Origin of the sequence: Lysinibacillus sp. G4S2, assembly GCF_030348505.1 — a bacterium.
Lineage (GTDB): Bacteria > Bacillota > Bacilli > Bacillales_A > Planococcaceae > Lysinibacillus.
This window is the reverse complement of the sequence record NZ_JAUCFJ010000002.1, coordinates 1,681,175-1,707,985: the sequence shown is the minus strand read 5'-3', so window position 1 is coordinate 1,707,985 and position 26,811 is coordinate 1,681,175. Positions and strand designations below refer to the sequence as shown.

Genomic DNA, 26,811 nt, shown 5'->3' with positions numbered 1-26,811 from the left:
AATCAGTCACTAGTTATGTTACCATATTGAGGTGGGTAAAGGACATTCAATTTTTACTTATGTCTAACGTAAATTAGCCGTTTCCTTCAAAGCTTGTAACAAATTTGACAATTCATAAAAGCGTTCTTCATCTCCCTGGTCGAGGGCTTCATCAATCTGTGCGAGTAATTTTTCTTCTTGGAATACGAGTAAGCTGTTGGAAAGCAGCTCTTCTGCCAGTAAACGATCTTTTTCACTGACAATCAGTGCTTCCGGCATATAAGGGTTTTCTTCAAGAACTGCTAAGTATTGTGCGCTTGGTGGTACATTTGGAAAATTCAGTTGTATATACATATCTTCATGTTCATGTAAGCGTAAATCATGGAAAGATTTCTCAGCATCTGCTGTCATTACATTGCCTTTGTAAAAACGAAATGGCACACCTGTTGAGTCAACAGTTGACATTACCATTGCTCTAGGGCAATAATGAGCTTCTTCAACAAATCGAATTCGTTTTAATAACTCATCATTGCTTAATAAGTAATTCAAAATCCATACACACTCACGACGTTTCAATTGATAATTTTTTAAAAACCATCTAACAAATGCTTTTTTATCGACAACTGATACAGAAGCAGTCATACCCACTCCCTCCTTTACTCAAATTCTAAGGTTTCTAACTTCTCTTGCCACTCTAGTTCACCTGGCTGAATAGTTATTAATTGACGGAGTACTTCTTTAGCTTCTAAACGCTTCCCTTCCTCTAATAAGAAATAAACGTATTTTTCTAAAAATGCTGCGTCTTCCTTAAAATCATTATATGCCAAATGGTAAAATTCGTATGCACGGTCGTACAATTCTAAATTTTCATATGCCTCCGCAGCAAATGGGTATAATGTGCTCCATTCAAAATCATTTTGTTGTAACGTTTCAAATAATTCTACTACATCCTCATAACGCTCTTGCTGTGCCAACACAGAGATTAATGCTAACACTGCCTCCATGTATTCAGGATCTAACGCAATGGCTTCACGTAGATGCTGCTCGCCCTCAGCTGGCAAACCAGTTTTTAAAGCCATTTTACCAGCGAATAAGTATAGGGCCTTATCGTATTCGTCACGCTTTAATCCTTCCATAATGGCAGCATATGCTTTTTTATTGTCCTCAATCATGGCATAACTTTCAGCTAGCAATAAATAGGCAGAAAAATAATCAGGATCTAATTCTTTTAATTCCTCTAATTGTTTAATGGCCATTTCAAATTTTTGTGACTGGAAAGCTGAATATGCTGCACCAAATAAAATATCTGGCTTTACTTCATCCTCAAGTGCCTTAAAATAGTACTCTAAAGCTGTTTCATAGGCAGCTCCTGCACGATACACCTCAGCAAGTCGTTCAACAAGACTTACCCCTGCAAATTCTATTTGTTGTCCATACAATTCCTCATATAGTCTCGCAGCCTCTAAAAAACGACCAGTTTCAAATAAGAGTTCTGCTTTAGCAAAATGTAATAATGGCTCCTCTGGTAATAAAGCTAACGCCTCATTGATGCGCATTTCTGCTACTTCAAATAATCCTTGCATTTGATAATAATCCGCCAATACTAATAATGCTTGAGGATATTCTGGAGAAGTCTCCTCTATTTCTAATAAAAAATCTAAAGCTTCATCTTCATTGCCAAGTTCCATTAAAACATTTGCACGATCAATTTTTAACTGTGCCTCTTCTGGGAATAAAAATTGTAAATGATCCAGCACACGGTCTGCTTCCTTCATATACCCATACTGCATAAAAACTTCAGCTAGCGCATAGATTTCCTCGGGTAACTCCTTCATTAAAAATGATTCAAGTAGCTGTTCAATTAATGCTAAGTCCCCTTGTTCAAGTGCTTGCATCATTTCAGTCATCGCATTGTTCACAGTCATTCACCTATTCTTTCATTGATACCTTTATGCTACAAAACATTCTCTATCGAAACAAGTAAAAAAACTCCCCAATAGCTTGGAGAGTTTAGCATAGAAAACATTTGTTGTTGCTGTCGCTTCGCTTTCGCACAGAAAACATTTGTTGCTGTCGCTTCGCTTTCGCACAGAAAACATTTGTTGCTGTCGCTTCGCTTTCGCACAGAAAACATTGTTGCTGTCGCTTTGCTTTCGCTATAGAAAACATTTGTTGCTGTCGCTTCGCTTTCGCACAGACGAAACCCATTTGCTGGCGTTTCATTTTACTTTACTTCCTCTATATGCTCGAAAAACGGTGGGTAAGAAACCGCTATACATTCTGCGTCATCTAAAATTACTGCTCCATTTGTTATTAGTGCTGCAACAGCGCCCATCATTCCAATACGATGATCACCATAGGTTTTAAGACTAGCGCCTCGTAATGGTGTTGGTCCTTCAATAATCATTCCATCCTCGGTTGCTTCAATATTAGCGCCTAGTTTTTTCAATTCATCCACTACAGCCGTTATCCGGTCTGTTTCCTTTACTTTTAACTCCTCGGCATCCTTAATAATAGTTTTTCCATTTGCCTGCGTTGCTAATAAAGCAAGGATCGGGATTTCATCGATAAGACGAGGAATAATATCTCCCTCGATTGTAGTGCCTTTTAATGCTGACGTTTCAATTGTAATTGTTGCTGTCGGCTCTGATTGACTATCTTCATCCGGAATAAGTGTCATAGATGCACCCATTTTTTGAAGCACTTCGATGATCCCATCTCGTGTTGGGTTAATTCCGACATTTTTTAGCATTATTTCACTAGCTTCACAGATAGCTCCTGCAACTAAGAAAAAGGCAGCAGATGAAATATCACCTGGAACAGAAACATGCGTCCCCGTTAGAGTTTGCCCTCCTTTTATTGAAATAACACCATCCACCTCATCAACCTTTGCTCCAAATTGACGAAGCATTCTCTCAGTATGATCTCGAGATACTTCAGTTTCTCGAACAATTGTAGTACCCTCAGCACGTAAACCTGCAAGTAAAATAGCTGACTTCACCTGTGCACTCGCAACAGGCATATGATAATCTATAGCTCGTAATGTTGTACCTTGAATGGCTAATGGCGTGTATTGTCCATCTGCCCTTCCAGTAATGTGTGCACCCATTTGACGTAATGGATCAATCACACGGCGCATTGGTCGCTTTCCAATAGACGCATCCCCTGTCATTACTGAGTGACCATTAGAACCAGCTAAAATCCCTAGCATTAAGCGTGTCGTCGTACCAGAGTTTCCTGTGTATAGTACTTCTGTAGGTTCTTGCCACCCATCTATACCCGGACTGTCGATCGATACATTTGTTCCTTCCACTTCAATTTTAACACCGAGCTTTCGGAAACAATCAATTGTACTTAAACAATCCTCACCTAATAAAAAGCCGTCAACTGTCGTTTTACCCGTTGCAATAGCTCCAAACATAACGGAACGGTGAGAAACAGATTTATCACCAGGAATCGTTAAAGTCCCTTGTAAGGAAGGCTTATCATATTGTAATACTTTTTCACTCATCGTTTTCTTCCCTCCAATATGAAGATAGAAAGCGCCGTAATTCCGACGCTTTCTTATCATTTATGTCATTTACCCTATGAAATATATGTTTCATAATTTGCACGCTTTTGTATACACGCTGCTGCACGTTCACGGTCACTTTCGCTTTGTAAGCTAATAACAAGAATCCCGAAAACATCTTCACGTGACTCTACGATACGTAAATTGGTAATACTAATCGCTTCGTCTGCAAGCAAGCCTGTCACCTCAGAAATAACCCCTGGATAGTCAGGAACATCAACATATAAGTCAAATGAGGTAAACATCGCTCCTGCACTAATCGGTAATTCATCTCTTAGCTCTTTGGCTACCGCAAAATAATTTTCAATGTCATCTGAACCACCATTTAAAAGCAGCTCCTTCACACGAGTCATTTCATTTTCCCAGCCTTCTAGTTGCGCAATAAGCTCATCACGATTTTGCAATGTAATATCTCGCCATAAAACCGGATTGGACGAGGCAATGCGCGTTACATCACGGAAGCCACCTGCAGCAAGTGAACGTGTCATCGGATATTCCCCATTTTCTCCGCCCAACTGATGCACAAGAGAAGCAGCAACGACATGTGGAAAATGACTAACTACAGCTGTCATATGATCATGCTCACGAGCAGATACACTAACAACTTTTGCATGTGTAAATTTTAATAGACTTTCCAGCTGTGCCATATTTACAATTTCTTCACCAGCGAGTGGCGTTAGCATATAATACGCATTTTCAAAAAGGTGGGCCTTCGCAGCTAATACACCACTTTTATGGGAACCTGCCATTGGATGCCCACCAATAAAGGTAATGCCTAGCTCACGTAATTCCCCCGCCTTTTGCATAATCATTTTTTTTGTACTACCTGTATCTGTTACGATTACTTTATTTTTTAACGGCCATGTTTTTAATTGTTCCATCCATTCAAGTGTTGCGTTGACGGGAGTTCCAAAAATAATGACATCCACGTCGGCTGCAACTGTTTTCGGATCTGTCACAATATCATGAACAATATTTAACGTTTTTGCATGTTCACGTGTTTTTGCATCCATATCATAGCCTGTTATTGTTGTTTCAGGTGCCTTTTGTAATGCTAAGGCAATCGAGCCTCCAATTAGACCTAGCCCAATAACGAGCACTTTACGTGTCATCCAAAAACCCCTTGCTCTTTTAGGACGTTTTCAAGGTGACCAAGCAATGCTTCATTTTGAGCCTCAGTTCCGATGGTCACACGGATAAACCCAGGTAATCCTAACGCATTTCCGCTACGGATTATAAATCCTCGCTTCATAAGCTCATTGAAAACAACATCGCTATCAGCATTCGTATTAAAGAAAATAAAGTTCGTATCAGAAGGGAAGTATTTCAAGTTATTTTTTTCACAAAATTCAACATATTGTTTTTTACCTTTTTCATTTGCTTCACGGCAAGCTTTTATAAATTCTTGGTCACTTATAGCAATTGTCGCAACTGCTTGACTTAAAATTGTATTATTAAAGGGCGATCTTACTGGATCTAGCTTAGCAATTACTTCTGGTTGCCCTATTGCATAACCAACTCGGAAAGAAGCAAGACCATATGCTTTTGAGAATGTACGCAATAATAGTACATTTGGAAACTCGTCGATTAATGATAGAGTATCTTTGTGACCTGGATGCGTTACGTATTCGATATACGCTTCATCTAATACTACTAGTACGTCACTTGGTACCTTAGCTAAAAATGCACGCAATTCAACATCAGGTATTACAACCCCCGTTGGATTATTTGGACTACAAACCCAAACGATTGATGTATGATCATCAATGGCTGCTACCATTGCATCTAAGTCATGCGCACCTTCAATACAAGGAACTTTGCGTACCTCTGCACCTTCAATTTCAGCATTGTGCCAGTATTGAGAGAATGATGGGTCTGCCATTACTGTGTTCACACCTGGATACAACAGTGCACGAGTAATAATTGCAATAATATCGTCAGAGCCGTTACCAAAAAGAAGCTGTGTTTCATTGACACCTAGATGATTTGCAACAGCCGTACGTAAATTTTGTGCATAGCCATCTGGATAGATAGCATGGTTTGCTGAATTATTTTGTAAATAAGCTGTTATCTTAGGTGAGCACCCAAATGGGTTTTCATTAGATGCTAATTTTACGACTTCTTGTAAGCCATATTCACGTTGTACTTCTTCAATTGGTTTACCAGGCTTATATGCTTTCATACCGTCCAATTGTTGTTTCCATTTCATCTCAAACATCTCCTCTAATTATTTAGCTTGGGCTAAATCTGGTCTTAATTTCACTGCATCATTAAGATACAAGTGCTTTACATCTTTTTGTGCCACTTCCACATTCGCATGTATTAATATACGAATACAAAGTGGCAGTGCGTTTGGCACGTCCATTTCATGTGTACACATAACAGGTACATATTGCCACCCGTCCATTAATCGTACGGCACGTGCTGGAAATGCTGACGTAATATCAGGTGTTGTGGATATAAGTATAGAAGCAATATCATCTACCTCCACATTATTTGCTGCTACTACTTCACGTACTAATCTTGCTGTCTCATCCCATACAAACTCTGGCTTGTCAGATTCAATTGTAATTGCTCCTCTAAGTCCACGAATCATACAAGCACCTCCGCTAATAGCTGTCGGAATTCGGCATCTACTTCTTTGCACTCAGCTATATCAATTGGTCGCACAAATGGTTTACCAATTTTTTCTAATAATACAAATTGTAAAATACCATACTCCGCTTTTTTATCTTTCATTAGATACTCTGTTAACTGTTCAAAAGAATATTCTTTCACAGCTTCAAATGGATAGCCATTTTTTAATGCAAATTGCAAAAATGCTGTAGTGAAATTACGATCTAACTCGCCGTATCGTTCACTTAATAATAAGCAATAAACGAGTCCAATCATTACTGCCTCTCCATGTGCTACTTTTCCATACCCAGCAGCCGCTTCAATTGCATGCCCATAAGTATGACCTAAGTTTAAAAATTTTCGCACGGATTGCTCGGTTTCGTCCTCTGCAACAATATGCGCCTTCACTTCTATACCTTTTCCAAGCTGCTTTGCTAACTCTTCAGTGCTAAAATGAATAACTGTCTCTTCTGCCATTAATTCCTCTAACCATACTGCATTAGAAATCATCGCATGCTTTATCACTTCCGCTGTTCCCGAACGTACCTCGCGCTCAGGTAAGCTTTCGATAAATACAGTATCATATATTACTCCCTCAGGTTGATAAAACGCACCAATCATATTCTTTCCTAGTGGATGATTAATAGCTGTTTTACCACCTACTGCTGAGTCGTGTGCTAAAATCGTTGTCGGGATTTGAATAAACGGTACTCCACGCATATAAGTGGCTGCAACAAAGCCTGTTAAATCGCCTACAGCTCCCCCACCAAATGCAAAAACAAATGATTTACGTGAACATTTTTGTTCAAGTAAAAATGTTTGCGCTGCATTGTATTGTTCTAAGGTTTTACATGCCTCACCACCTGGTAAGACAAAGACCTCAAAATCATAAGGGAAATTAGCCTTGAAATAATCTCCTTGTGCTGCCCATACATTAGCATCCGTAAAAACAATGAGCTTATCAGCTTTTTGTAGCATATTGTCAAATGCTTTTACTGCTTCCGCTAAAAATTTATGCCCAAGTACAACCTCATATTGATGCGATTTCGTCGCTACTTGTACTCGCATAAATTAGAATCCCTTTGTATAACGACGCTGTTCGTCGATTTGAGCTTTTAATTGAGGTAATTGATCACTATGGAATTGTTCCAATATTACATTTGCTATTTCCCAGGCAATAACGTGCTCCGCAACTACTGATGCTGCCGGTACTGCACAGCTATCCGAGCGCTCTACACTAGCTTTAAATGGCTCTTTTGTTTCAATATCAACACTTTGTAACGGTTTATATAATGTAGGGATTGGTTTCATTACACCACGTACGACAATAGGCATTCCAGTAGACATTCCACCTTCTAAACCACCCAGTCGATTTGTTGCACGTGTGTAGCCTTCTTCCTCTGACCAAATGATTTCATCATGTACTTCAGAGCCTTTACGACGTGCCATTTCAAACCCAATTCCAAATTCAACACCTTTAAATGCATTGATAGATAGCATTGCAGCTGCAAGTTTTGAATCTAGTTTTCGATCATAATGAACATATGAACCAACACCAGCTGGCATTCCTTCAACGATCACTTCAACAACGCCACCAATTGAGTCACCCGCTTTTTTCGTTTCATCAATCGCCTCTACCATTTTTGCAGAAGCCTCTGGGTCAACACAATAGCAAGGATCTGCTTCAACAATGGCACGAATTTCATCTGCAGATTTCCCTTCTACTAAAGAAGTATCTGCCTTAATGCCAACAATTTCTGTTACATGTGACACAATTGAAATACCTAATTCATTTAATAGCGCCTTTGCAACAGAACCTACCGCAACACGAACAGTTGTCTCACGCGCTGAAGAACGCTCTAATACATTGCGTAAATCACGGTGTCCATATTTCATGCCACCTACTAAATCCGCATGTCCTGGACGTGGACGTGAAATTTGGCGTTTGATCTCTTCAGGATTCACATCTTCTGCTAATGGCTCTGCTCCCATAATTTTTGTCCAGTGCTTCCAGTCATCATTTGTGACTACGAGTGCTACAGGAGAACCAAGTGTTTGTCCGTGACGAACACCAGCAACTATTTCCACTGTATCTGTTTCGATTTGCATACGACGACCGCGTCCATGTCCTCCTTGGCGTCGTTTTAAATCATGGTTAATTTTTTCTGCTGTAATTGGTAAGAGTGACGGTAAGCCCTCAATAATTGTTGTTAATTGGGGTCCATGTGACTCCCCCGCTGTTAAGTAACGCATAAACGCTTTCTCCCTTCAACTCGCTAAAGTATGTATTTTTCACTATAACATATATTCTCTAAAAAAACAGTCCTTTTGCAAATGTCTTTAAAGTACAGTTTTAATTATTTGCAAATTTCAAACTGTTCCAGCAACTCATAAACTACTAGCACTCGCGGCAAATTCGAATATTCTGAACAATTTATGTAAAAAAAGATAGTATAAATTTCGTTGAACAAACATATTCGCTACACTACTGAAATGAAGTGCTTCTTATAAAAAATACGCTTTTTGCTTATAACAAGCGAAAAGCGTACGATTATCTATATTTGAAGCCTTAAAATATGTACATGACATTCATGTTGTCTACTGTACGATTGCTTTTCTCATATTATTAACTATTTTCGTCTATAGAAGAATGTATCCTCTACTTCATACTCATAACGAGATGGATTAAAGATTTGCTCTGTTGATCCAACAAATAAAATCCCATCCTTGCGCAATGCTTTACTAAAATTCGTATAAATCTGATCCTTAGCTTCTTCAGTAAAATAAATCATGACATTACGGCAGACAATTAAATCATAATTAGCATCATAGTGATCATTAAGTAAATTATGCTTCTTAAAAGTCACACAACGTTTAATCTCATCCTTGACCCTATAGAAAGAACCTTCTTGTTCAAAATACTTTGCTTTAATATCACTCGGCACTTCTGCTAATGAGCGCTCCGGATACAAACCTAACTTCGCCTTTTGAATGACGTTTTCATCCAAATCAGTAGCGATGATTTGGATTTGAGATAATGGTACTAATTGAGATAATACCATTACTAAAGAATAAGGTTCTTCCCCAGTTGAACAAGCAGCACTCCAAATTTTTAAACGCTTATTAGATTGCAGTAATTTCGGAAATATTTTTTTCTGCAATACTTCCCAACGCTTACCATTTCGATAAAATTCGGAAACATTGATCGTCATACGGTCTAAAAACTCATTCATTAAGTCACGATCTTGTTCAAGTGCCTTTAGAAAGTCTACAAAATTACGATAACCTTTCTTCTCATAGAGAGATGTTAATCGTCTTTTCATTTGCGCTTCTTTATATAACGCTAAATCTATTCCTGTTTTGCGCTTTATACCTTCTATAAATTGTTCATAATCAGACATACGGTCATCTTCCCCTCTAGCGTCGTATTTCAATTATAGCGGAAAAGTGCCATTCCTGAAATAGTCTTTCACATGTAATCTACGTTACTTAGTTGAGTTGTGTTTTTCCTCTAATAGTAAAACTTTTGAATGTTCTAATTCTAGGCGCATCTTTTCAGTTTCCATCGTGTATGTTTCTAGTCTGAGCTTTTCTAGCTCTACTTCCTTTTCTATAGCCTTTAATTTAATTTTTTGCTTTCTCGTGTTTGCATCAGTAAAAATACCTGCTAATGCAATTAATACGCCTCCCAAAATTGCAATCGTTGCAATTTCCAATACGTCCACTTCCTTTCATTACTAATGATTATACGGCAAAATGGAAAAAATAGTTTCATTTTTCTATTCATTCTTTCATTAATTTAGCTAAAATATTCCGTTGATTTGGTTGGTTCTAATGCACTTTATGGCACTTTCCATGTATGTGGACTTAGACTGACTCCGCCCCATATACTTTTTTCTTACAAACAATACTTCAAAGCGCCCAGCCGGAACGGAAATCAACCTCTCGTTATGGTAATGATCCAGTTTTTTACGTAAAAAATGAAGGCAGTTAGTCACCACCTTCAAAGATTAAATCTATTAAACCTCAACTCGGTAATCCTTTAGCTCTTCTCGCAATTTTATCTTCATGAATTTTCCTACAGAGGTTTTAGGTACCTCATCTAAAAACACAACATCATCAGGAATCCATGTTTTATGGAATTGCGATCGCAAATCATCTAATAGCTCTGATTTCGTAATAGAATCCTTAAATTCAGGTTTTGGTACAACACATGCAAGAGGTCGTTCAATCCATTTTTCATGCGGGATTGCTATAACTGCGGCCTCAAACACTTTAGGATGTGACATCAAAGCATTTTCAAGCTCCACTGAAGAAATCCATTCTCCACCGCTTTTAATTAAATCCTTTGTACGATCTGTTATTTTTATATAACCATCTTCTGTCACTACCGCAATATCTCCCGTGTAGAGCCAGCCATCTTTAAAGGCGTCTGAAGTTCGCTCATCATTGTAGTATTCTCCAGCAATCCATGGGCCCCTAATTGTTAATTCGCCCATTGTTTTGCCATCCCAAGGTACTTCCCCATTTTCATTGACCACCCGTGTTTCAATGAGCGGCACCGTTAGCCCCTGTGTAATACGAACATCCATTTTCTCATCGTTTGTATAATCTTGCATATGTGTTAAATACGTAGATAGGCTTACAAGTGGCGATGTCTCGGTCATACCAAAGCCCGTAATATAAGGAATTTTATGCTCCTCCTCAAAGCCTCGAACTAGACCAAGCGGTGATGCCGAACCACCACATACAATCAAACGTAAAGAGGATAAATCACGAGGATTTTTACGCTGCTCCTGTAGTACACCAAGCCAAATTGTAGGTACTCCTGCTGTCAGTGTTACCTTATATGTTTCAAATAAATCCAGTAGTAACTGTGGTGTAAACATTGGTCCTGGTAGCACCTGTGTAGCACCAAATAATACACCAGCAAACGGAAACCCCCACGCATTCGCATGGAACATTGGTACGACAGGTAGTACAACATCTGCCTCGCTTATACCAACACCCTCGGATAGTCCCGCTACCATACTATGAAGGACAATACTACGATGAGTATACACTACACCCTTTGGCATTCCTGTAGTCGCACTTGTGTAGCACATACCGGCAGGTGTATTTTCATCTAGATCCTCTGGAAATTTAAAATCATCATTTGCCTCTGCAAGTAATGCCTCATAAGAAAGAGCATTCGGTAATGGGATGTTTTCTAGCGCGATATCATCTCCCATTACGATATAATGCTTTACTGATTTAAGCTGCGAAACGATCGGTGCTATAAGTGGAACTAAATTATCATCAATTAGTAATATTTCATCTTCTGCATGATTAATGACATAAGCAATATGCTCAGGCGATAATCGAATATTAATCATATGCAATACAGCTCCTGCGCAAGGAACTGCAAAATATGCTTCTAAATGGCGGTGATGATTCCAAGCAAAGGTACCAACCTTCATACCTCGCTCCATTCCCAACTTTGTAAGGGCATCTGCTAATTTACGAGTCCGTTTTACATATTCTTTATAGGTAATCTCATGAATTGTTGTAGGGCTTGTCCGCGAATAAATTTTTTTCGCATGGAAAAATCGTTCTGCTCGATCCAAAAAACTTGTTAATAATAAAGGTGTATCCATCATATGCATAAAAACGCTCCCCTTTGTTCTTAAAAATTTTTTAATCGTCCAAGGTTAACTACTGCTACCAACAAATACATACGAAACAAAATATGCTGATAAACCTAATCTTTTGGTCCGCTATCCGCAAATATCTTTCTACTTCTAGCAATAAAAAACAGATTAAAGAAGATGGGTTTCAGCGTTCATTCATCCACTAAGCTCTGAGCAAGCTGAGTAGAGCACCTTCTGGTTATCCCCTATTTTGGTTGCATTCTGATTGCGCCGTCTAAACGGATTACTTCGCCATTTAATAAACCATTTTGAATAATGCTTTCGACCAATAGTGCATATTCAGATGGTTTCCCAAGTCGTTTAGGAAACGGAGTCATTGTGCCAAGTGCTGTTCTTGCCGGCTCTGGTAACGATGCAAACATTGGTGTTTCTACTAACCCTGGTGCAATAGTCATAACACGTACACCAATTTCAGCTAGCTCTCGTGCAATTGGCAAAGTCATCGCTGCCACACCACCCTTTGATGCACTATATGCAGCTTGCCCTATTTGCCCATCAAACGCCGCTACAGATGCAGTATTAATAATAACCCCACGCTGACCATCCTCGTTTGGTTCATTATTTTGCATCTTCTCAGCTGCTAGGCGAATAACATTGAAAGTACCAATTAAATTGACTGAGATCACCTTTTCAAACATATCAAGGGCATGTAGACCACGCTTTGAAATTACTTTACTTGCATCAGCAATTCCTGCACAATTTACTGTGACATTAATGGACCCGAATGTTGCTACAGCTTGCGCAAGCCCTGCCGCTACATCAGCTTCTTTTGTGACATCAACACGTGCATATAGGACATTCTCCCCTAACTCCTCTACTAATGCATGTCCTCGCTCGTCATTAAGATCAAAAATTACTGCTTTGCCGCCCTCTGCAACAATTTTTCGAACAGTCGCCTCTCCTAAACCAGACGCTCCACCTGTTACAACCGCTATCACTTCATGACACTTCATCAAACACAACCCCTTTTACATTTTTTCAATAATAGTGGCATTCGCCATCCCCATACCTTCACATATAGCAAGTAATCCATAGCGTAAATTTTCTCGCTCCATCCGATACAGCATCGTTGTTAACAATTTTGTACCCGTCGCTGCTAATGGATGCCCTAAAGCAATTGCTCCACCATCTGGATTTAATTTATTTGAATCTGCACCAATCTCACGCAACCAGACAATTGGTACAGGCGCAAAAGCTTCGTTCACTTCATACGTATCAATTTCTTCTATCGTAAGACCTGAGCGTTCTAGCGCTTGCCTAGTTGCCTCAATTGGACCCGTTAGCATTAACGTTGGATCTGAGCCAACGACCACTCTAGTAATAATTTTAGCAAGCGGCCGTATGCCAAGCTCCTGTGCCTTTTCTAAAGACATAACAACTACAGCAGACGCACCATCACTCATTTGACTTGCGTTTCCAGCTGTTATTACACCATCTTCCTGGAAGACAGTTTTTAGTCCATTTAATTTATCAACTGTCGTTTCAGCTCGAGGTCCCTCATCAACAGAAAACATTGTAACTGAGCCGTCTTCTTGCATAACTTGGACAGGTAGTATTTCCTGTTTAAAATGACTCGCTTCAATAGCAGCTAATGCTCGTCTATGACTATTGTAAGCATAGTTATTTAGCTGTTCCTTTGATAAGTTCCATTTTTCCGCTATTTTCTCAGCTGATAACCCTTGATGTATAATTGTATAGTTTTCTTGTAACCTTTTACCTTCATGGGCACCCTTCATGTTAGAACCCATCGGCACCCTCGTCATGCTTTCAACCCCACCCGCTATGACAATATCCATATCGCCTGCTAAAATGGCCTGTGCTGCAAAATGTACAGCCTGCTGACTTGAACCACATTGTCGATCAATTGTCACGCCTGGTACAGTCTCTGGAAAGCCTGCCATTAACAATGCTGTACGAGCTATATTTGCTCCCTGCTCAGCCGTTTGCGTCACACAGCCAAAAATAACATCCTCCACTTGTGCCTTTTCAATCCCAGCTCGATGGACAACCTCTTGCAATACATCTGCAGCTAAATCGTCAGCACGAACATTGCTTAACGCCCCTTTACTCCTGCCAACTGCTGTACGAACAGCCGCTACAATCACCACTTCTCTCATTTTAAAAACCCCTTTGCACTGTCAATTCTCTCATTTCCTATCATCCAATGTATTTAGATGTTATGAAATATATTCTTGATTATTAAGCTAATCAATTATGCCTCGGCATAATTGCGTCCGGAATCGGCGCTTTAACTTCTTTCAGCCGGTGTTTGGACATCTGCTGAAAAGTAGCTTACATCCAGATTCATATGCTGAAAGAAGTTAAAAAACTTTAATTATCAGAATATTATATCTTTTATTTTACATTACTAAGAAGTATTTAACAATTCTATATGTATCTAGAAAATTCTATCCACTGTTTTAATAGGTCTATTCTTTAGTTCTAGGCTTTTATCCGTCGCTTTAATAAAGCAACCGTCACACCATTTTAGAGCACTAAAAAAAGCAACCTCAAATTGAATTGAGATTGCTTAATGTATTTACAAAATCAATTACGCCAAGGCATAATTGCTGCTGAAAGAAATTAAACTAAATCTTCACCGAAGAATAAGCCAATTTCGCGCTCAGCAGAAGCAAGAGAGTCAGAACCGTGAATGATGTTGTGAGAAACAGTTGTTGCATAGTCACCACGGATTGTACCTGGGTTAGATTCTTCAGGTTTAGTTGCTCCCATCATTGTACGAGCAAGCTTAATTACGTTTTCGCCTTCCCATACCATAGCGAATACAGGACCAGAAGTGATGAAATCAACTAATTCACCAAAGAATGGACGCTCAGCATGCTCAGCATAGTGCTTTTCTGCTAATTCTGTAGGAATTACCATTAATTTAGCACCTTTCAATACAAAACCGCGACGTTCAAAACGATCTACGATATCTCCTACTACTTGACGTTCTACGCCATCAGGCTTAACCATTAAAAAAGTTTGTTCGATTGCCATGTTTAAAACACTCCTTAAATTCGTATAACAGGTTTTACACCTACCGATAAATATTAACAAAAAATGAGTCTTTGTACAACAAAAAGCTAGAATTTACGCTTGCCCATAAATAAAGCGACATCACGTAGTTTTTTCTTGACAGGATGTTTTGGTAATGCTTCTATTTCCTGTAAAGCCTTTTTCAAATATTTATCACTCATTTTATTAGCTTGCGCAATCGCGTCAGATTTACGCACATACCGCAACATATTTTGACGTTCTGTCTCCGTCAATGTACCTGCAAATACTTTTACTAAATAAGGTTGTATCTGTGGGTCATCTTTTAATAATAGAATCGGTAATGTAATATTACCCTGCAATAAATCACTGCCGGCTGGCTTTCCTAATTCTTTATCAGTTGCCATAATATCTAAAACATCATCGATAATTTGGAAACTCATGCCAACAAAGTAGCCGAAGCGTTTCAAATGTCTCACCGTTTTGGCATCAACACCTGCTGCTACTGCACCAAGCTCACAACTAGAAGAAATCAGCAATGCCGTTTTTCGTTTGATTCGTCTAAAATAATCCTTTAAACCTTGATCTAATCTAAATTTATCTTCGATTTGAATGACTTCACCGTTACAAATTTCCACCATTGTGCGCGCTAAAATTTGATGAACTAATGGGTCTTCAAGCTTTGTAATATATTCAAGCGCACGTGCAAAAATAAAATCGCCCGTGTACATTGCTACTCTATTGTTCCATTGTGATTTGACAGTTGGGCGTCCTCTTCGCATATTGGAATCATCAATTACATCATCATGCACTAGTGATGCCATATGAATAAGCTCTACAGGCACGGCTACATCCTTCATCTTTTCGATATCATATTCGCCAAATTTCGCACCAAGCAACACAAAAATTGGCCGTATCCGTTTACCACCAGCTTGCAATAAATGGAGAGAAGCATCATTGATCAAATTTGAAGAAGAGTTCACCGCTTTTTCTAACTCTTGTTCAATAATATCGATATCTGATTTCAAATCGGAATAGAGTAGTTTTAACTTCATCTTTTCCACGTGTGAAAACCTTCCCCCATTAACGTACCTTTTTAAAGCCCATATGCATTGCCGCAGCACCGCCACTATATGCTTTGTACGTTACTTTTTCTAAACCTGCCTGCTCAAACAATGCCGCTAATTTCTTCATACCTGGGAAATCATTTGCTGATTCCTGTAACCAAGAATATTCTTTATAGCTTTTCGCAAATATTTTACCAAATATCGGCATTATATATTTAAAATAAAAACGGAATAATTGTCGATAGCCTGGAATTTCAGATTGAGATGTTTCTAAACAAACAACCATTCCACCTGGTTTTACAACACGATTCATTTCCTTTAACACTTGTAAATAATCTGGTACATTGCGAAGACCAAAACCTATCGTTATATAATCAAATGTATTGTCTGGGAAAGGTAATTCCATAGCATTTCCATGTATTAGTTCAATCTGTGGATATGGCTTTACCTTTTGCTCGCCAACCTTCAGCATGTTTTTACTAAAGTCTAGCCCCTTTACTTCTCCACCTTCACCCACAGCCTCAGCTAAGGCAATTGTCCAATCTGCGGTACCACAGCAAACATCCAGTGCCTTCGCTCCAGGTTTTACTGCCATATGCTTCATCGTATCATTGCGCCAGCCAACATGCATCTGGAAACTAATTACACCATTCATTTTGTCATAGTTATCCGAAATACTTTCAAATACTTCGTGCACGTGCTCTTCTTTCGTTTTAGCCATTTTGAAAAACCTCTCTTATCCATTAGTAGAAGCAATGGAAGCCTCTACACGTGCTTGTAGAGCCTGTTTTACATCACTTTGTAAAAACGATGTATCTTCTATCACCTGTAACAGCTCTGTTTTTAATTGCACAATTTTGTCCTGGATGACGTTGCTATATGTCGCTCCAGTATATCTCGCACTTTCTTCTAGGGCCTTACTCATTAAAGTTACTTGCCCACTTCGATATGTCGCCCACTCTCTCTCTAAACGCAAGATTAATAAGCTCTTCTCCATAATTGGAATATATTCACTAAATGAATAGAGCTCAAAAAATTTTGAGATTAATCCTGATTCAATATTACTTATCGAGGCAAACCATTGTTCAATTGATCGTTTTTCTGTCTCATATACTTTAATTTGGTGTTCACAACGTGCCACAATTCCTTGCGACAAACTTCGAATCAATCCGACATTCCCTGACATAGCTAAAATTTCATAATAACGGCCACTATAAAAATCTCCAGCTAAAACGGTTAGCTGCTGTTCTTTTGATGTGGCATCAAATTCTTTTATATGATCATGCGCCGCTAAGGCAGCGTACACAATCCCAACAGTGATTGCAGCTTCTCTTTGCTCTTGTTGCCACTCTTCACCATTCAAAAAGGGAACTAACAAGTAAAATAATTGATTTTCATCGAGCACAGGTACACCTGTATATTTTTGCAAAGTTCTATGACGAACATCCATGAAAATCTCTGTTTTTAACTGTGCAATTGAATTTTGAATGTATGTTGCATTCATAGACCTTACTCCATTTCACTTTCAAATATGTTAGTCGCATTCAAGACCTAACGCTTGCTTACTGAGTCATTATAGCATACGCGACGATTCGGAATAAAAATTTTTTTGCTTCATTCAACATGATAGGCAGTAGACCTTCCCCGTTAAAAAACGGTAGAAATTCAACTGCCATCCACTGGAGTCTTTAACTTATTTCAGCGGATGTTTTGACACCCGCTGAAATAACTTAAAATCGGATTAATAACATTACTAAGTTTTACACAACTAGTCGATATATATGTGCCATCACAATTTTGCTTGGACATAAAACCATTAAACGTAATTTCTCTCTATTACTTTTTAGCTTCGCTATTTATAACACCATGAGCTGTATGAATCTGTGCTTTCCCACGAATTTTCATAGCAGATGTATGTTCAGTAAATTGTGCAATCATAACTTCGCCTGCATCTAATTTTTCAGAGTGATGAAACTTTGTATCTGTACCTCGTGTTAAACCGATTACATGTACACCATCTTCCTCTGCTTGAATAACAATATAATCTTGTGCCATTGTCTGTACACTCCTTAAATCCGACAAATTCTTAGTCCATCATAACATAATTAGACATGCAATTTAAGACATTTGAATAAATGATAATACTTCTCTACGTTTTACTTCGTCTTCTTCGTAAATGCCGCGTGCAACCGATGTCACAGTTTTAGATCCTGGCTTCTTAAGTCCTCGCATAGTCATGCACATATGCTCCGCCTCAATCACTACATAAACACCTTTAGGAGAGAGCATTTCCATAATTGTATCTGCTACTGAAGAAGTAATACGCTCTTGTAATTGCGGGCGACGAGCAATGGTTTCTACCGCACGTCCTAATTTACTTAGTCCAGCAACAATGCCATCGTTTGGTATGTAGGCTACATGTGCTTTCCCATAAAAAGGAACTAGATGATGCTCACACATCGAATAAAACGGAATATCCTTTACAAGTACTAATTCCTCATGATCTTCATGAAACACTGTTTTAAAATAATCTTTTGCGTCTTCATGTAAGCCACTAAACATTTCCGCATACATTTTTGCAACACGTTTCGGTGTATCGAGTAAACCTTCACGATTTACATCTTCACCTACGGCTTCTAAAATCATTTTTACTGCCTCTTCTATTTTCAATAAATCAACATTCGACATCCGTAAAAACCCTCCTGCGTATCTATACATTACACATTTCCTTATGCATCGTAGCATATCCAAAAGGTAAGCGCAAAACGACTTACTTGATTCAAAAGAAATTCAACGCTATATAAGCAAAATAGCCACTTAATGGTTTCTAATTAGGAGTATATATTACAATTTGTGACTCACACCATTACGTGTGGTTGATTTCCGTTCCAGCTGTGGGCGTCCGATGAGGCACTTCACTCGCGAGGCTCGCTCCAGGGTCCCAAAAGAATCGTCCAGCCGGAACGAAGATCAACTAATATTCTGGTATATGTTTTAACAAAGGTAGCCCAACTTTTAGTGATGGACCTAAATTGTGAAAATAATATCTCTAACGCTTACACTTTCGTTTATTACATCTTTCTATGTACCATTAACTTATTTAGCTATCTGCGCAACTTTTTTTAGTGAAGAAATATAATGTTGGTCACTCAGTCGTGTGTTACTATCGCTTCGCTTTCGTGCAGATAAATTACCACAGGACGTGGCGTTTTAGACTGAGTTCCTCTATTTCAGCGAATGTTTGGACACCTGCTGAAAGAAGTTAAAAAGAGCAGCCCCCATGTTATTTACATGAAGACTGCTCTATGTAACTACTAGACGTGTATTATTTTACAGCATCTTTAAGCGCTTTACCTGGTTTGAAAGCAGGTACCTTGCTAGCAGCGATTTCGATTTCTTTACCAGTTTGTGGGTTACGACCTTTACGAGCCGCACGTTCACGTACTTCAAAGTTACCAAAACCAATTAATTGTACTTTGTCACCCTTTGCAAGAGCATCTTGAATTGTATCAAATACAGCTTCAACTGCTTTAGAAGCGTCTTTTTTAGAAAGACCTGCAGCTTCAGCAACAGAGTTTACTAATTCTGTTTTATTCACACCATTCACCTCCTCTCAAAGGGTCATGAATCAATTCTGTAAAAAGAGTAACACATAGAAAACCGCTACGCAACTGTATTCATTCATGATTATAACCAAAAAATCAATTTTTCACCCAAAAAACAAAAATAACAGGACTTTTCGCATAAAAACGAAAAGCCCCGTACTATTTTTTTGCGCTTTTTTTCACTTTTTATTACTACAAAATAAATGTTACTAAACCTCTATCACCTTCGTTCACCATACGTTCAATTGTTTGTCGCATCCGTTTTTTGGCTGTAGCTGGGACAGCATCCATTTTATAGCGAATCCCCTCTTTTAATACCTCATGCAGCGGAGTTCCGAAAAGCTGTGTGCTCCATAATGCTTCACGATCGTGTAAATATGCATGATTTAAATCCTTAAGTAATTGTTGACTATGGAATTCAGAGCCTATTAGTGGCGCGAATTCTGATTCCATATCTACTCGAATGATATGATAAGATGGTGCCTTTGCTTTCATACGTACACCAAAAAAATTATTTTGTTTAATGAGCTCTGGTGCTGTTGGCTCAAATTCCTGCATCATCGGCAATGTTACACCATAACCAGTCGAATCTGCTTCATTAATGGCGCTTTTAAAGCGTTTTTGAGCCTCTTTTGCTTCTGCTGCCTCTTTAATAAAGAGTAGCCAATCCCGCTTCGTCTCAATTGGCTCATCTAGCCATTCATTGCAAACCGACTTATAGAGCTCACCTTGCAATGACACTCGAATGACTGCGGTACCAATACCCGCATCCACATGCACCACTTCACTTTGGTCTATAAAATCAATGGCTTTAAAGGCATCTGACGCCTGCTGCACATCTCTTATTTTCATAATTGATGATAACACTTCTTCCATCGAATCAATTAATGCTATGTTCAATGGGTGTGTTGCATCTAAAACATCTAACCAATCTGGTTTCTCAACCTCAATTGTTCGGATTGGAAATTCAAATAACGCTTCTTGCAAAATATACTGAATATCAGATGCACGCATTTGATCAATTGAAGTAGCAATCACTGGAACATTATAGCGCTCAAATAATTCATTTCGAAGCTGTACCGTTTCTTCCCTTGCTGGCATTTGGCAATTCAATACAACAACAAAAGGTTTTCCTATTTCTTTTAATTGTTCAACAATTTCCTCTTCGGCCTTCTCTGCCGCACGACGACTTATACCATTCACCGTACCATCCGTTGTTACAACAATTCCAATATTGGCATGGTCACGAATAACTTTATCTGTTCCTATTTTCGCCGCTTCCTGGAATGGGATAGGCTCTGTGTGCCAAGGTGTATGCACATATTTCGGCCCATTTTCATCCTCATATCCCTTTGTACCCTCAATGATATAACCAACGCAATCTGCTAAACGAATTTGGAACGTCATTTCATCATCACCGACCGCAATACGTGTTGCTTGAGCAGGCACAAACTTCGGCTCAGCAGTCATAATGACTGGCCCCGGCGAGCTTTGTGGCAACTCGTCTTGTGCGCGCATTCTTTCTGTTTCATCCACAATATTCGGTAACACGACCGATTCCATAACCTTTTTTACAAATGTTGATTTACCTACACGTACTGGACCGACAACACCAATATAAACATCGCCATTTGTGCGCTCTGCAATTTCTCTAAATACTGCTTCACTCAAGGTTTCTGCCTCCTTTATCTACGCTTTTTCACTATATGCAAGCTGGTAGATAAATATGAAAAGCTCCTCACAAATGTAAGGAGCTTCTTGATTTATTCTTTTTTATTCTTGGCTTCTTCCTCTTTTTTATTCTTTGCTTCTTCCTCTTTTTTAGCTTCTTCTATAACCTTTTCTCTAGCTTTTTTTGCGTCACTATTATAGGCTTCCATAAAGAAAATCGGCTCACCTTTTTCATCTACTGTATATGGTACAGAATATGCAGGAACTACTGGATACTTATCGACAAGTAGCTGACGAATATCATCTCCAGGCTTCACATCAGGCTTGTCTTCTTTTAGTAGTTGACCTAAATCGATTGAATAGTCGACATGTAATTCGCCGTCACCTGTCATAAACATTGGCAATTCGGCACCGGAATAGGGACTTTTCACTGTTACGTCATTTTTATACCCTAATGCTTCAAAGTCAATTTGATATACATTATCTGCAGTTGCATCCTTTATCGGTAAATATTGGGTAGACATTTTACGAATATTAATTTCACGAATACGCTCTGCGGCATTTAAATCTACCAATTTTACTTTAGCTTCGTTTTCAGGATCCCAAATAATATACTGGAAAATACCACCTTTTTCGTAGGCATTTCCAGGAATTTGCGCAAGATATTTAGGTACTAGTTTATCAAAATCAATTAAATATTTTATATATATATCAGTATCTAGTTCACTGTTTTTAATTGGAACTAGTCCACCAGTTGCTTCACGATATTCATCAACCGCTCGCTGAACCCCCGCTAATTGGTCAGCATCAGGCACTAATTTTGCCATTTTTTCGTCTTCTGGATATACACAACCAACTAGAAGAACTGCGGATGCTATTACCAATAGAAAAGCACTTAGTTTTTTCATGTCACTTCCACCTCATTATTTTTTATGCTGGCCATGTGGCAACAATTAGTACCATTAAAAATGTGCCAAGTCCAAACAGTATGTATGCTATTAAATTTACGATTGTACGTAAAAAAACGTTGGAAACCTTATTACGACCTAAATAAATTAAACCGACTGATATAATCATAAAACCAATACAATAAAAGGATACCCACATTACATCAAGCGCAGGTAAATGTGCTAACGGACCCATTCAAGACAACCACCTTTCCTCTATGTCAGAAAACAATCAAATTATATTATACTATGTGCTTTCGCTAAAAAGAAATAGTTGTCCAATAACTATCATTAAATGGACAACCTTTATAGTGATGACAGTTGAGTTGATTAACCATTTTTATACATGCGAAGAGGCTGATTTCCGCTACGAGCTACTTACTTTGTCGCTGTCGCTACGTTAGCACTACGCTTTCGCACGGAAAACATTCGCTCCGTGCAGGGTCTCGTCTGTCTCGCTTTCTCGCTTCTCGCGGGAAGCTATGCTCTGCGATGACAGCGAAGCGACAGGAGCTCTCGAGTAGCCCTACGCTACAATCAGTTAAAATGGAAATATATCGGCAAAATAGTAACAAAAAAATCCTTTTATCGCTCAATAATAAACCTATTTTTTCCTAATCAACACGCCTATAGTGATGATTAAAAAGAATAAGGCGTCTCAGTTATTCTCTGAGACACCTCATTTATGTCCATTTTATGACAAAACGGATCAAATATATATTATTAATGCATCATGTCATCGATTTCTCGCTTTTTCATTCGCATCATTAATGCATCAACTGCTATTTTCGGTTCTATATTATTAAATAAAACCCCATAAAGCTCCGTTGATATCGGCATAGCAACGTCATATTTCTCTGCTAGTTGATAGGCAGCTTTTGTTGTGCGTACGCCCTCAACAACCATGCCCATTTGGTCGAGTACCTCTGGAAGTTTCATGCCTTGCCCCAGCAAATTACCTGCGCGCCAATTACGAGAATGCACGCTTGTACACGTTACAATCAAATCTCCCATACCAGTAAGCCCTGAGAATGTAAATGGATTCCCCCCCATTTTGACTCCAAGGCGTGAAATCTCAGCCAACCCTCGAGTAATAAGTGCCGCTTTGGCATTATCGCCATAATTTAAGCCGTCTGTAATACCCGCTGCTAATGCAATGACGTTTTTCAATGCTCCACCTATTTCTACGCCGAGAACATCCTCATTTGTGTAGACACGGAAAAATTGATTCATAAATAAATCCTGCACTTTTTCAGCAGCTTCAATGTTAGCGCATGCTGCTGTCACTGTTGTAGGATGATGCAAAACAACTTCCTCTGCATGACTTGGACCTGAAAGTACAACAATTTCTTCTACACATTCAGCTGGTAGACTTTCTGCCAAAATTTCCGAAATCCGTTTTAATGTATCAGGTTCAATTCCCTTTGATACATGAACGAACAGTACTTTTTTATCGAGTGATGTCATCATTTTTTCACACACTTCTCGAATGGCCTTAGTTGGCACGGCAACGACAATTATCTCTGAATGAGCAACTGCTTCAGAAATATCACTTGTTGCATGTAAATTTGCTGGTAGTATCGTTTCGGGTAAATACTTCTTGTTCGTCTGCTGGTTATTAATTTCTTCTGCTTGATCAGTTCGATGGGTCCACAAAAGCGTATCATGCCCATTTTCTGCAAGTACCATCGCAAGCGCTGTCCCCCACGAGCCTGCCCCTAATACACAAACTTTTTCCATTTAAAATCCTCCCTTGTTAAGAAAAAAGACAATTCACCCTTTTTAGCTACGATAAATGCTAGAGAAAGACTTGTATTACACTTTAATTCGAGTAACCTTCGAAGCAATCTTATAGTAGACATTAGAAAAATTATACTTTCCTCTCTTGTAAAAAGACGCCACCCAACAACTTTCGTCGGGTTGGCGTACTGTATGTGTATATTTTTTTCCTAAGCACGAGCACGGGAAATTAAACGAATTGGCGTTCCTTCAAAATCAAATGTTTCTCGAATACGGTTTTCTAAGAAACGTTCGTAAGAGAAATGCATTAATTCTGGTTCATTGACAAATACCACGAACGTCGGTGGCTGTATCGCAACTTGAGTTGCATAGTAGATACGAAGACGGCGGCCTTTATCAGCTGGCGCTGGGTTACGCGCCACAGCATCCTCAATCACTTCATTAAGAATAGATGATTGAATACGCATTGCATGGTTTTCACTTACACGTTGTATAATCGGTAAAATTTGATGTACACGCTGTTTAGTATTAGCCGATACAAAAATAATTGGTGCATAATCTAAGAATAAGAAATGCTCACGAATTTGTTGAGTAAAGACGTTCATAGTTTTTTCGTCTTTTTCAATAGCATCCCATTTATTCACAACTATGATTACAGCTTTCCCAGCTTCGTGTGCATAACCTGCAATTTTTTTATCTTGCTCTTGAATGCCTTCTTCTGCATTTAGAACGACTAAAACAACATCAGAGCGTTCAATTGCACGTAGCGCACGCAATACAGAGTATTTCTCTGTCGTTTCGTACACTTTCCCTTTTTTTCGCATACCTGCAGTATCAATAATGACATATTCTTGACCATCATACGCGTAAGGTGTGTCAATAGCATCTCGAGTAGTACCAGCGATGTTACTAACAATAACGCGGTCTTGGCCTAAAAATGCATTTACTAATGAAGATTTCCCAACATTAGGACGGCCAATTAACGAGAATTTAATGACCTCGTCTCCATATTGCTCTTCATCTTCTTTTGGGAAGTGTTTTGCACATTCATCTAATAAATCCCCTAAACCTAAGCCGTGAGAGCCTGAAATAGGCCAAGGCTCACCAAAGCCAAGCGCATAGAAATCATAGATCATCTCGCGCATGTCTGGGTTGTCAATTTTATTCACTGCTAAAACGACTGGTTTTTTTGTTTTGTATAAAATTTTTGCCACTTGCTCGTCTGCAGCTGTTACACCTTCACGTCCGTTTGTCATAAAAATAATAACATCTGCTTCATCAATGGCGATTTCTGCTTGTTGACGAATCTGCTCTAAAAACGGCTCGTCCCCAATCTCGATACCACCTGTATCAATAATATTAAAGTCATGTGTTAACCACTCTGCCGAACTATAAATACGGTCGCGTGTTACCCCTGGAATATCTTCCACAATTGATACACGTTCTCCAACGATACGATTAAAAATCGTCGACTTACCTACGTTCGGACGACCTACGATGGCTACTACTGGTTTCGTCATCTGTACTTCATCCTTCCAACTTCTTGTCTTTCGCTATTATACACGAAAAATGCCATTATATCATATCATATCCACAATAGAGCGCGCTATGTACTGTTCTATCCATCTCTTTTTAATTTTTTTCGTCATTTTCGCCTCTTCTATCCGCTTCCTCCATAAAAAAAGCAAGGACACAAACTGTATCCTCACTTGTCAAGTTTATTTAAAGTTTTTTAGTTTATCGCCAATGACATCACCAAAAGAGAAGCCTGTGTTTTCTTCTGGTAATTTATAGTCGATTACTTCCTCAGCCTCAGGATTTTCAAGTAAATCTTTAATGCTTAGTGCTAAACGGCCATCTCCAGCATTTACATCAAGCACTTTTACCTGTACTTCTTGTCCTTCTTTCAAAGCTTCGTGTGGCGTGTTAATATGCTTATGCGCGATTTGAGAAATATGCACTAAACCTTCTACACCTGGGAAAACTTCCACAAATGCTCCAAATGAAGTAAGTCGTTTTACTTTCCCATCTAATATTGTACCTATAGCAGCACGCTCTTCGATGTTCGACCAAGGGCCAGGAATCGTATCCTTAATAGATAACGAAATACGCTCATTTTCTGGGTCTACAGAAAGAACCTTTACCTTAACTTCTTGTCCTTCTGATAAAACCTCGCTCACATCACTCACATGCTCATGAGACACTTGTGAAATATGCACAAGGCCATCAATACCACCAAGATCGATGAATGCACCAAATGATGCGATACGTTGTACTTTACCATCTAACACATCGCCAGTTTTAATTTGGTTAATAACATCTTTCTTTTGAGAAGCTTTTACAGCTTCCACTACAGCACGATGTGATAAAATTAAACGGTTTTTTTCTTTATCAAGCTCAACAATTTTAAAGCTAAGAGATTTGCCTTTATAGTCTTCGAAATCATCAACAAAGTAATCTTCTACAAGGGATGCTGGAACGAAGCCACGTACTCCTAAATCGACGACAAGACCACCTTTAACAATATCTTTCACTTCCGCTTCGAAAATTTCCTCAGCGTTGAATTGTTGCTCAAGTGTATCCCATGCTTTTAAAGCATCTACTTTACGTTTTGATAATACATAGTTTTCATCTTCAACCTTTGTAATCATCAACTCCAGCTCATCTCCAACTGAGATTAAGTCAGACGCTTTTTCAATGTGTAAGCTTGATAATTCACTTATCGGAATAATCCCGTCGAATGGTGCACCTGGAATTGAAACAGTTACCGCTTTTTCATCAACCTGCTCTGCAATACCTTTGACGATATCACCTTCGTTAAACGTTTGTTCTGCATAGTTCATTTCTTCAGACATATGTAACCCTCCTTCGCATCTTCCCTTACTATTTTATTCGATTTTGAAGACAAAAACAAAAATAAATCCTTTA

At 38.8% G+C, this 26,811-nt stretch carries 27 protein-coding genes; all 27 read right to left on the bottom strand.

Translation table 11 applies throughout. The features are described from left to right. Positions 1–63 precede the first annotated feature (63 nt). Complete coding sequence (locus tag QUF91_RS08665) at positions 64–621, bottom strand: ReoY family proteolytic degradation factor (RefSeq protein WP_053593562.1); 558 nt, start codon at positions 619–621, stop codon at positions 64–66. A gap of 14 nt (positions 622–635) precedes the next feature. Further along, positions 636–1,904 carry a tetratricopeptide repeat protein gene (locus QUF91_RS08660; RefSeq protein WP_289417528.1) on the bottom strand — a complete coding sequence of 423 codons (1,269 nt, stop codon included), beginning with the start codon at positions 1,902–1,904 and terminating at the stop codon, positions 636–638. Positions 1,905–1,989: 85 nt separating this feature from the next. After that, positions 1,990–2,202 carry a hypothetical protein gene (locus QUF91_RS08655; RefSeq protein WP_289417527.1) on the bottom strand — a complete coding sequence of 71 codons (213 nt, stop codon included), beginning with the start codon at positions 2,200–2,202 and terminating at the stop codon, positions 1,990–1,992. 1 nt (position 2,203) lies between these two features. Continuing rightward, complete coding sequence (aroA, locus tag QUF91_RS08650; RefSeq protein WP_289417526.1) at positions 2,204–3,490, bottom strand: 3-phosphoshikimate 1-carboxyvinyltransferase; 1,287 nt, start codon at positions 3,488–3,490, stop codon at positions 2,204–2,206. A gap of 74 nt (positions 3,491–3,564) precedes the next feature. After that, a complete protein-coding gene (locus QUF91_RS08645) occupies positions 3,565–4,662 on the bottom strand; it encodes a prephenate dehydrogenase (RefSeq protein ID WP_289417525.1) in 1,098 nt (365 codons plus the stop codon). Next, positions 4,659–5,759, bottom strand: a complete 1,101-nt coding sequence (gene hisC / locus QUF91_RS08640; RefSeq protein WP_289417524.1) for a histidinol-phosphate transaminase — start codon at positions 5,757–5,759, stop codon at positions 4,659–4,661. Before hisC ends, QUF91_RS08645 begins: the two co-directional genes overlap by 4 nt. Before the next feature lie 18 nt (positions 5,760–5,777). Beyond that, on the bottom strand, positions 5,778–6,146 hold the full coding sequence (gene aroH, locus QUF91_RS08635) for a chorismate mutase (protein ID WP_285394747.1): 369 nt from the start codon (positions 6,144–6,146) through the stop codon (positions 5,778–5,780). After that, complete coding sequence (gene aroB / locus QUF91_RS08630; RefSeq protein ID WP_289417523.1) at positions 6,143–7,234, bottom strand: 3-dehydroquinate synthase; 1,092 nt, start codon at positions 7,232–7,234, stop codon at positions 6,143–6,145. Before aroB ends, aroH begins: the two co-directional genes overlap by 4 nt. Before the next feature lie 3 nt (positions 7,235–7,237). Beyond that, positions 7,238–8,419 (bottom strand): chorismate synthase, encoded by a 1,182-nt coding sequence (gene aroC, locus QUF91_RS08625; RefSeq protein WP_285394749.1) that lies wholly within the window; start codon positions 8,417–8,419, stop codon positions 7,238–7,240. A gap of 377 nt (positions 8,420–8,796) precedes the next feature. Next, positions 8,797–9,567: a CheR family methyltransferase gene (locus tag QUF91_RS08620; RefSeq protein ID WP_285394750.1), complete on the bottom strand. Its 771-nt coding sequence runs from the start codon at positions 9,565–9,567 to the stop codon at positions 8,797–8,799. A gap of 84 nt (positions 9,568–9,651) precedes the next feature. Then, positions 9,652–9,891, bottom strand: coding sequence for a hypothetical protein (locus tag QUF91_RS08615; protein ID WP_289417522.1), 240 nt, complete (start codon positions 9,889–9,891; stop codon positions 9,652–9,654). Positions 9,892–10,185: 294 nt separating this feature from the next. After that, positions 10,186–11,811 carry a long-chain fatty acid--CoA ligase gene (locus QUF91_RS08610; RefSeq protein WP_289417521.1) on the bottom strand — a complete coding sequence of 542 codons (1,626 nt, stop codon included), beginning with the start codon at positions 11,809–11,811 and terminating at the stop codon, positions 10,186–10,188. Between the two features lie 230 nt (positions 11,812–12,041). Beyond that, positions 12,042–12,809 carry a 3-hydroxyacyl-CoA dehydrogenase gene (locus QUF91_RS08605; RefSeq protein WP_285394753.1) on the bottom strand — a complete coding sequence of 256 codons (768 nt, stop codon included), beginning with the start codon at positions 12,807–12,809 and terminating at the stop codon, positions 12,042–12,044. Between the two features lie 15 nt (positions 12,810–12,824). Continuing rightward, the gene (locus tag QUF91_RS08600) at positions 12,825–13,973 is read right to left on the bottom strand and encodes a thiolase family protein (protein WP_289417520.1); all 1,149 of its coding nucleotides are present in this window, start codon (positions 13,971–13,973) and stop codon (positions 12,825–12,827) included. Between the two features lie 466 nt (positions 13,974–14,439). Then, on the bottom strand, positions 14,440–14,856 hold the full coding sequence (gene ndk / locus QUF91_RS08595) for a nucleoside-diphosphate kinase (RefSeq protein WP_053482577.1): 417 nt from the start codon (positions 14,854–14,856) through the stop codon (positions 14,440–14,442). Between the two features lie 86 nt (positions 14,857–14,942). Continuing rightward, positions 14,943–15,917: a heptaprenyl diphosphate synthase component II gene (hepT, locus tag QUF91_RS08590; RefSeq protein WP_285394779.1), complete on the bottom strand. Its 975-nt coding sequence runs from the start codon at positions 15,915–15,917 to the stop codon at positions 14,943–14,945. Between the two features lie 19 nt (positions 15,918–15,936). After that, the gene (locus QUF91_RS08585; RefSeq protein ID WP_285394780.1) at positions 15,937–16,641 is read right to left on the bottom strand and encodes a demethylmenaquinone methyltransferase; all 705 of its coding nucleotides are present in this window, start codon (positions 16,639–16,641) and stop codon (positions 15,937–15,939) included. A 15-nt stretch (positions 16,642–16,656) separates the two neighbouring features. Further along, the gene (locus QUF91_RS08580; protein WP_285394781.1) at positions 16,657–17,424 is read right to left on the bottom strand and encodes a heptaprenyl diphosphate synthase component 1; all 768 of its coding nucleotides are present in this window, start codon (positions 17,422–17,424) and stop codon (positions 16,657–16,659) included. A 332-nt stretch (positions 17,425–17,756) separates the two neighbouring features. Continuing rightward, positions 17,757–17,975, bottom strand: a complete 219-nt coding sequence (mtrB, locus tag QUF91_RS08575; RefSeq protein ID WP_049666799.1) for a trp RNA-binding attenuation protein MtrB — start codon at positions 17,973–17,975, stop codon at positions 17,757–17,759. A gap of 63 nt (positions 17,976–18,038) precedes the next feature. Then, positions 18,039–18,608, bottom strand: coding sequence for a GTP cyclohydrolase I FolE (gene folE, locus QUF91_RS08570; RefSeq protein ID WP_285394784.1), 570 nt, complete (start codon positions 18,606–18,608; stop codon positions 18,039–18,041). Positions 18,609–19,245: 637 nt separating this feature from the next. Beyond that, positions 19,246–19,518, bottom strand: coding sequence for an HU family DNA-binding protein (locus tag QUF91_RS08565; protein ID WP_004232618.1), 273 nt, complete (start codon positions 19,516–19,518; stop codon positions 19,246–19,248). A gap of 199 nt (positions 19,519–19,717) precedes the next feature. Further along, positions 19,718–21,196, bottom strand: coding sequence for a stage IV sporulation protein A (gene spoIVA, locus QUF91_RS08560; protein WP_285394796.1), 1,479 nt, complete (start codon positions 21,194–21,196; stop codon positions 19,718–19,720). A gap of 92 nt (positions 21,197–21,288) precedes the next feature. After that, entirely contained in the window at positions 21,289–22,104 is an 816-nt protein-coding gene (locus QUF91_RS08555) for a hypothetical protein (RefSeq protein WP_285394797.1), read from the bottom strand. 22 nt (positions 22,105–22,126) lie between these two features. Next, positions 22,127–22,339 (bottom strand): DUF2768 domain-containing protein, encoded by a 213-nt coding sequence (locus QUF91_RS08550; RefSeq protein WP_285394798.1) that lies wholly within the window; start codon positions 22,337–22,339, stop codon positions 22,127–22,129. Positions 22,340–22,866: 527 nt separating this feature from the next. Continuing rightward, positions 22,867–23,883, bottom strand: a complete 1,017-nt coding sequence (locus QUF91_RS08545) for an NAD(P)H-dependent glycerol-3-phosphate dehydrogenase (protein ID WP_285394799.1) — start codon at positions 23,881–23,883, stop codon at positions 22,867–22,869. Positions 23,884–24,092: 209 nt separating this feature from the next. Beyond that, on the bottom strand, positions 24,093–25,403 hold the full coding sequence (gene der / locus QUF91_RS08540; protein WP_068982865.1) for a ribosome biogenesis GTPase Der: 1,311 nt from the start codon (positions 25,401–25,403) through the stop codon (positions 24,093–24,095). Between the two features lie 198 nt (positions 25,404–25,601). Further along, positions 25,602–26,738: a 30S ribosomal protein S1 gene (rpsA, locus tag QUF91_RS08535; protein WP_289417519.1), complete on the bottom strand. Its 1,137-nt coding sequence runs from the start codon at positions 26,736–26,738 to the stop codon at positions 25,602–25,604. Positions 26,739–26,811 lie beyond the last annotated feature (73 nt).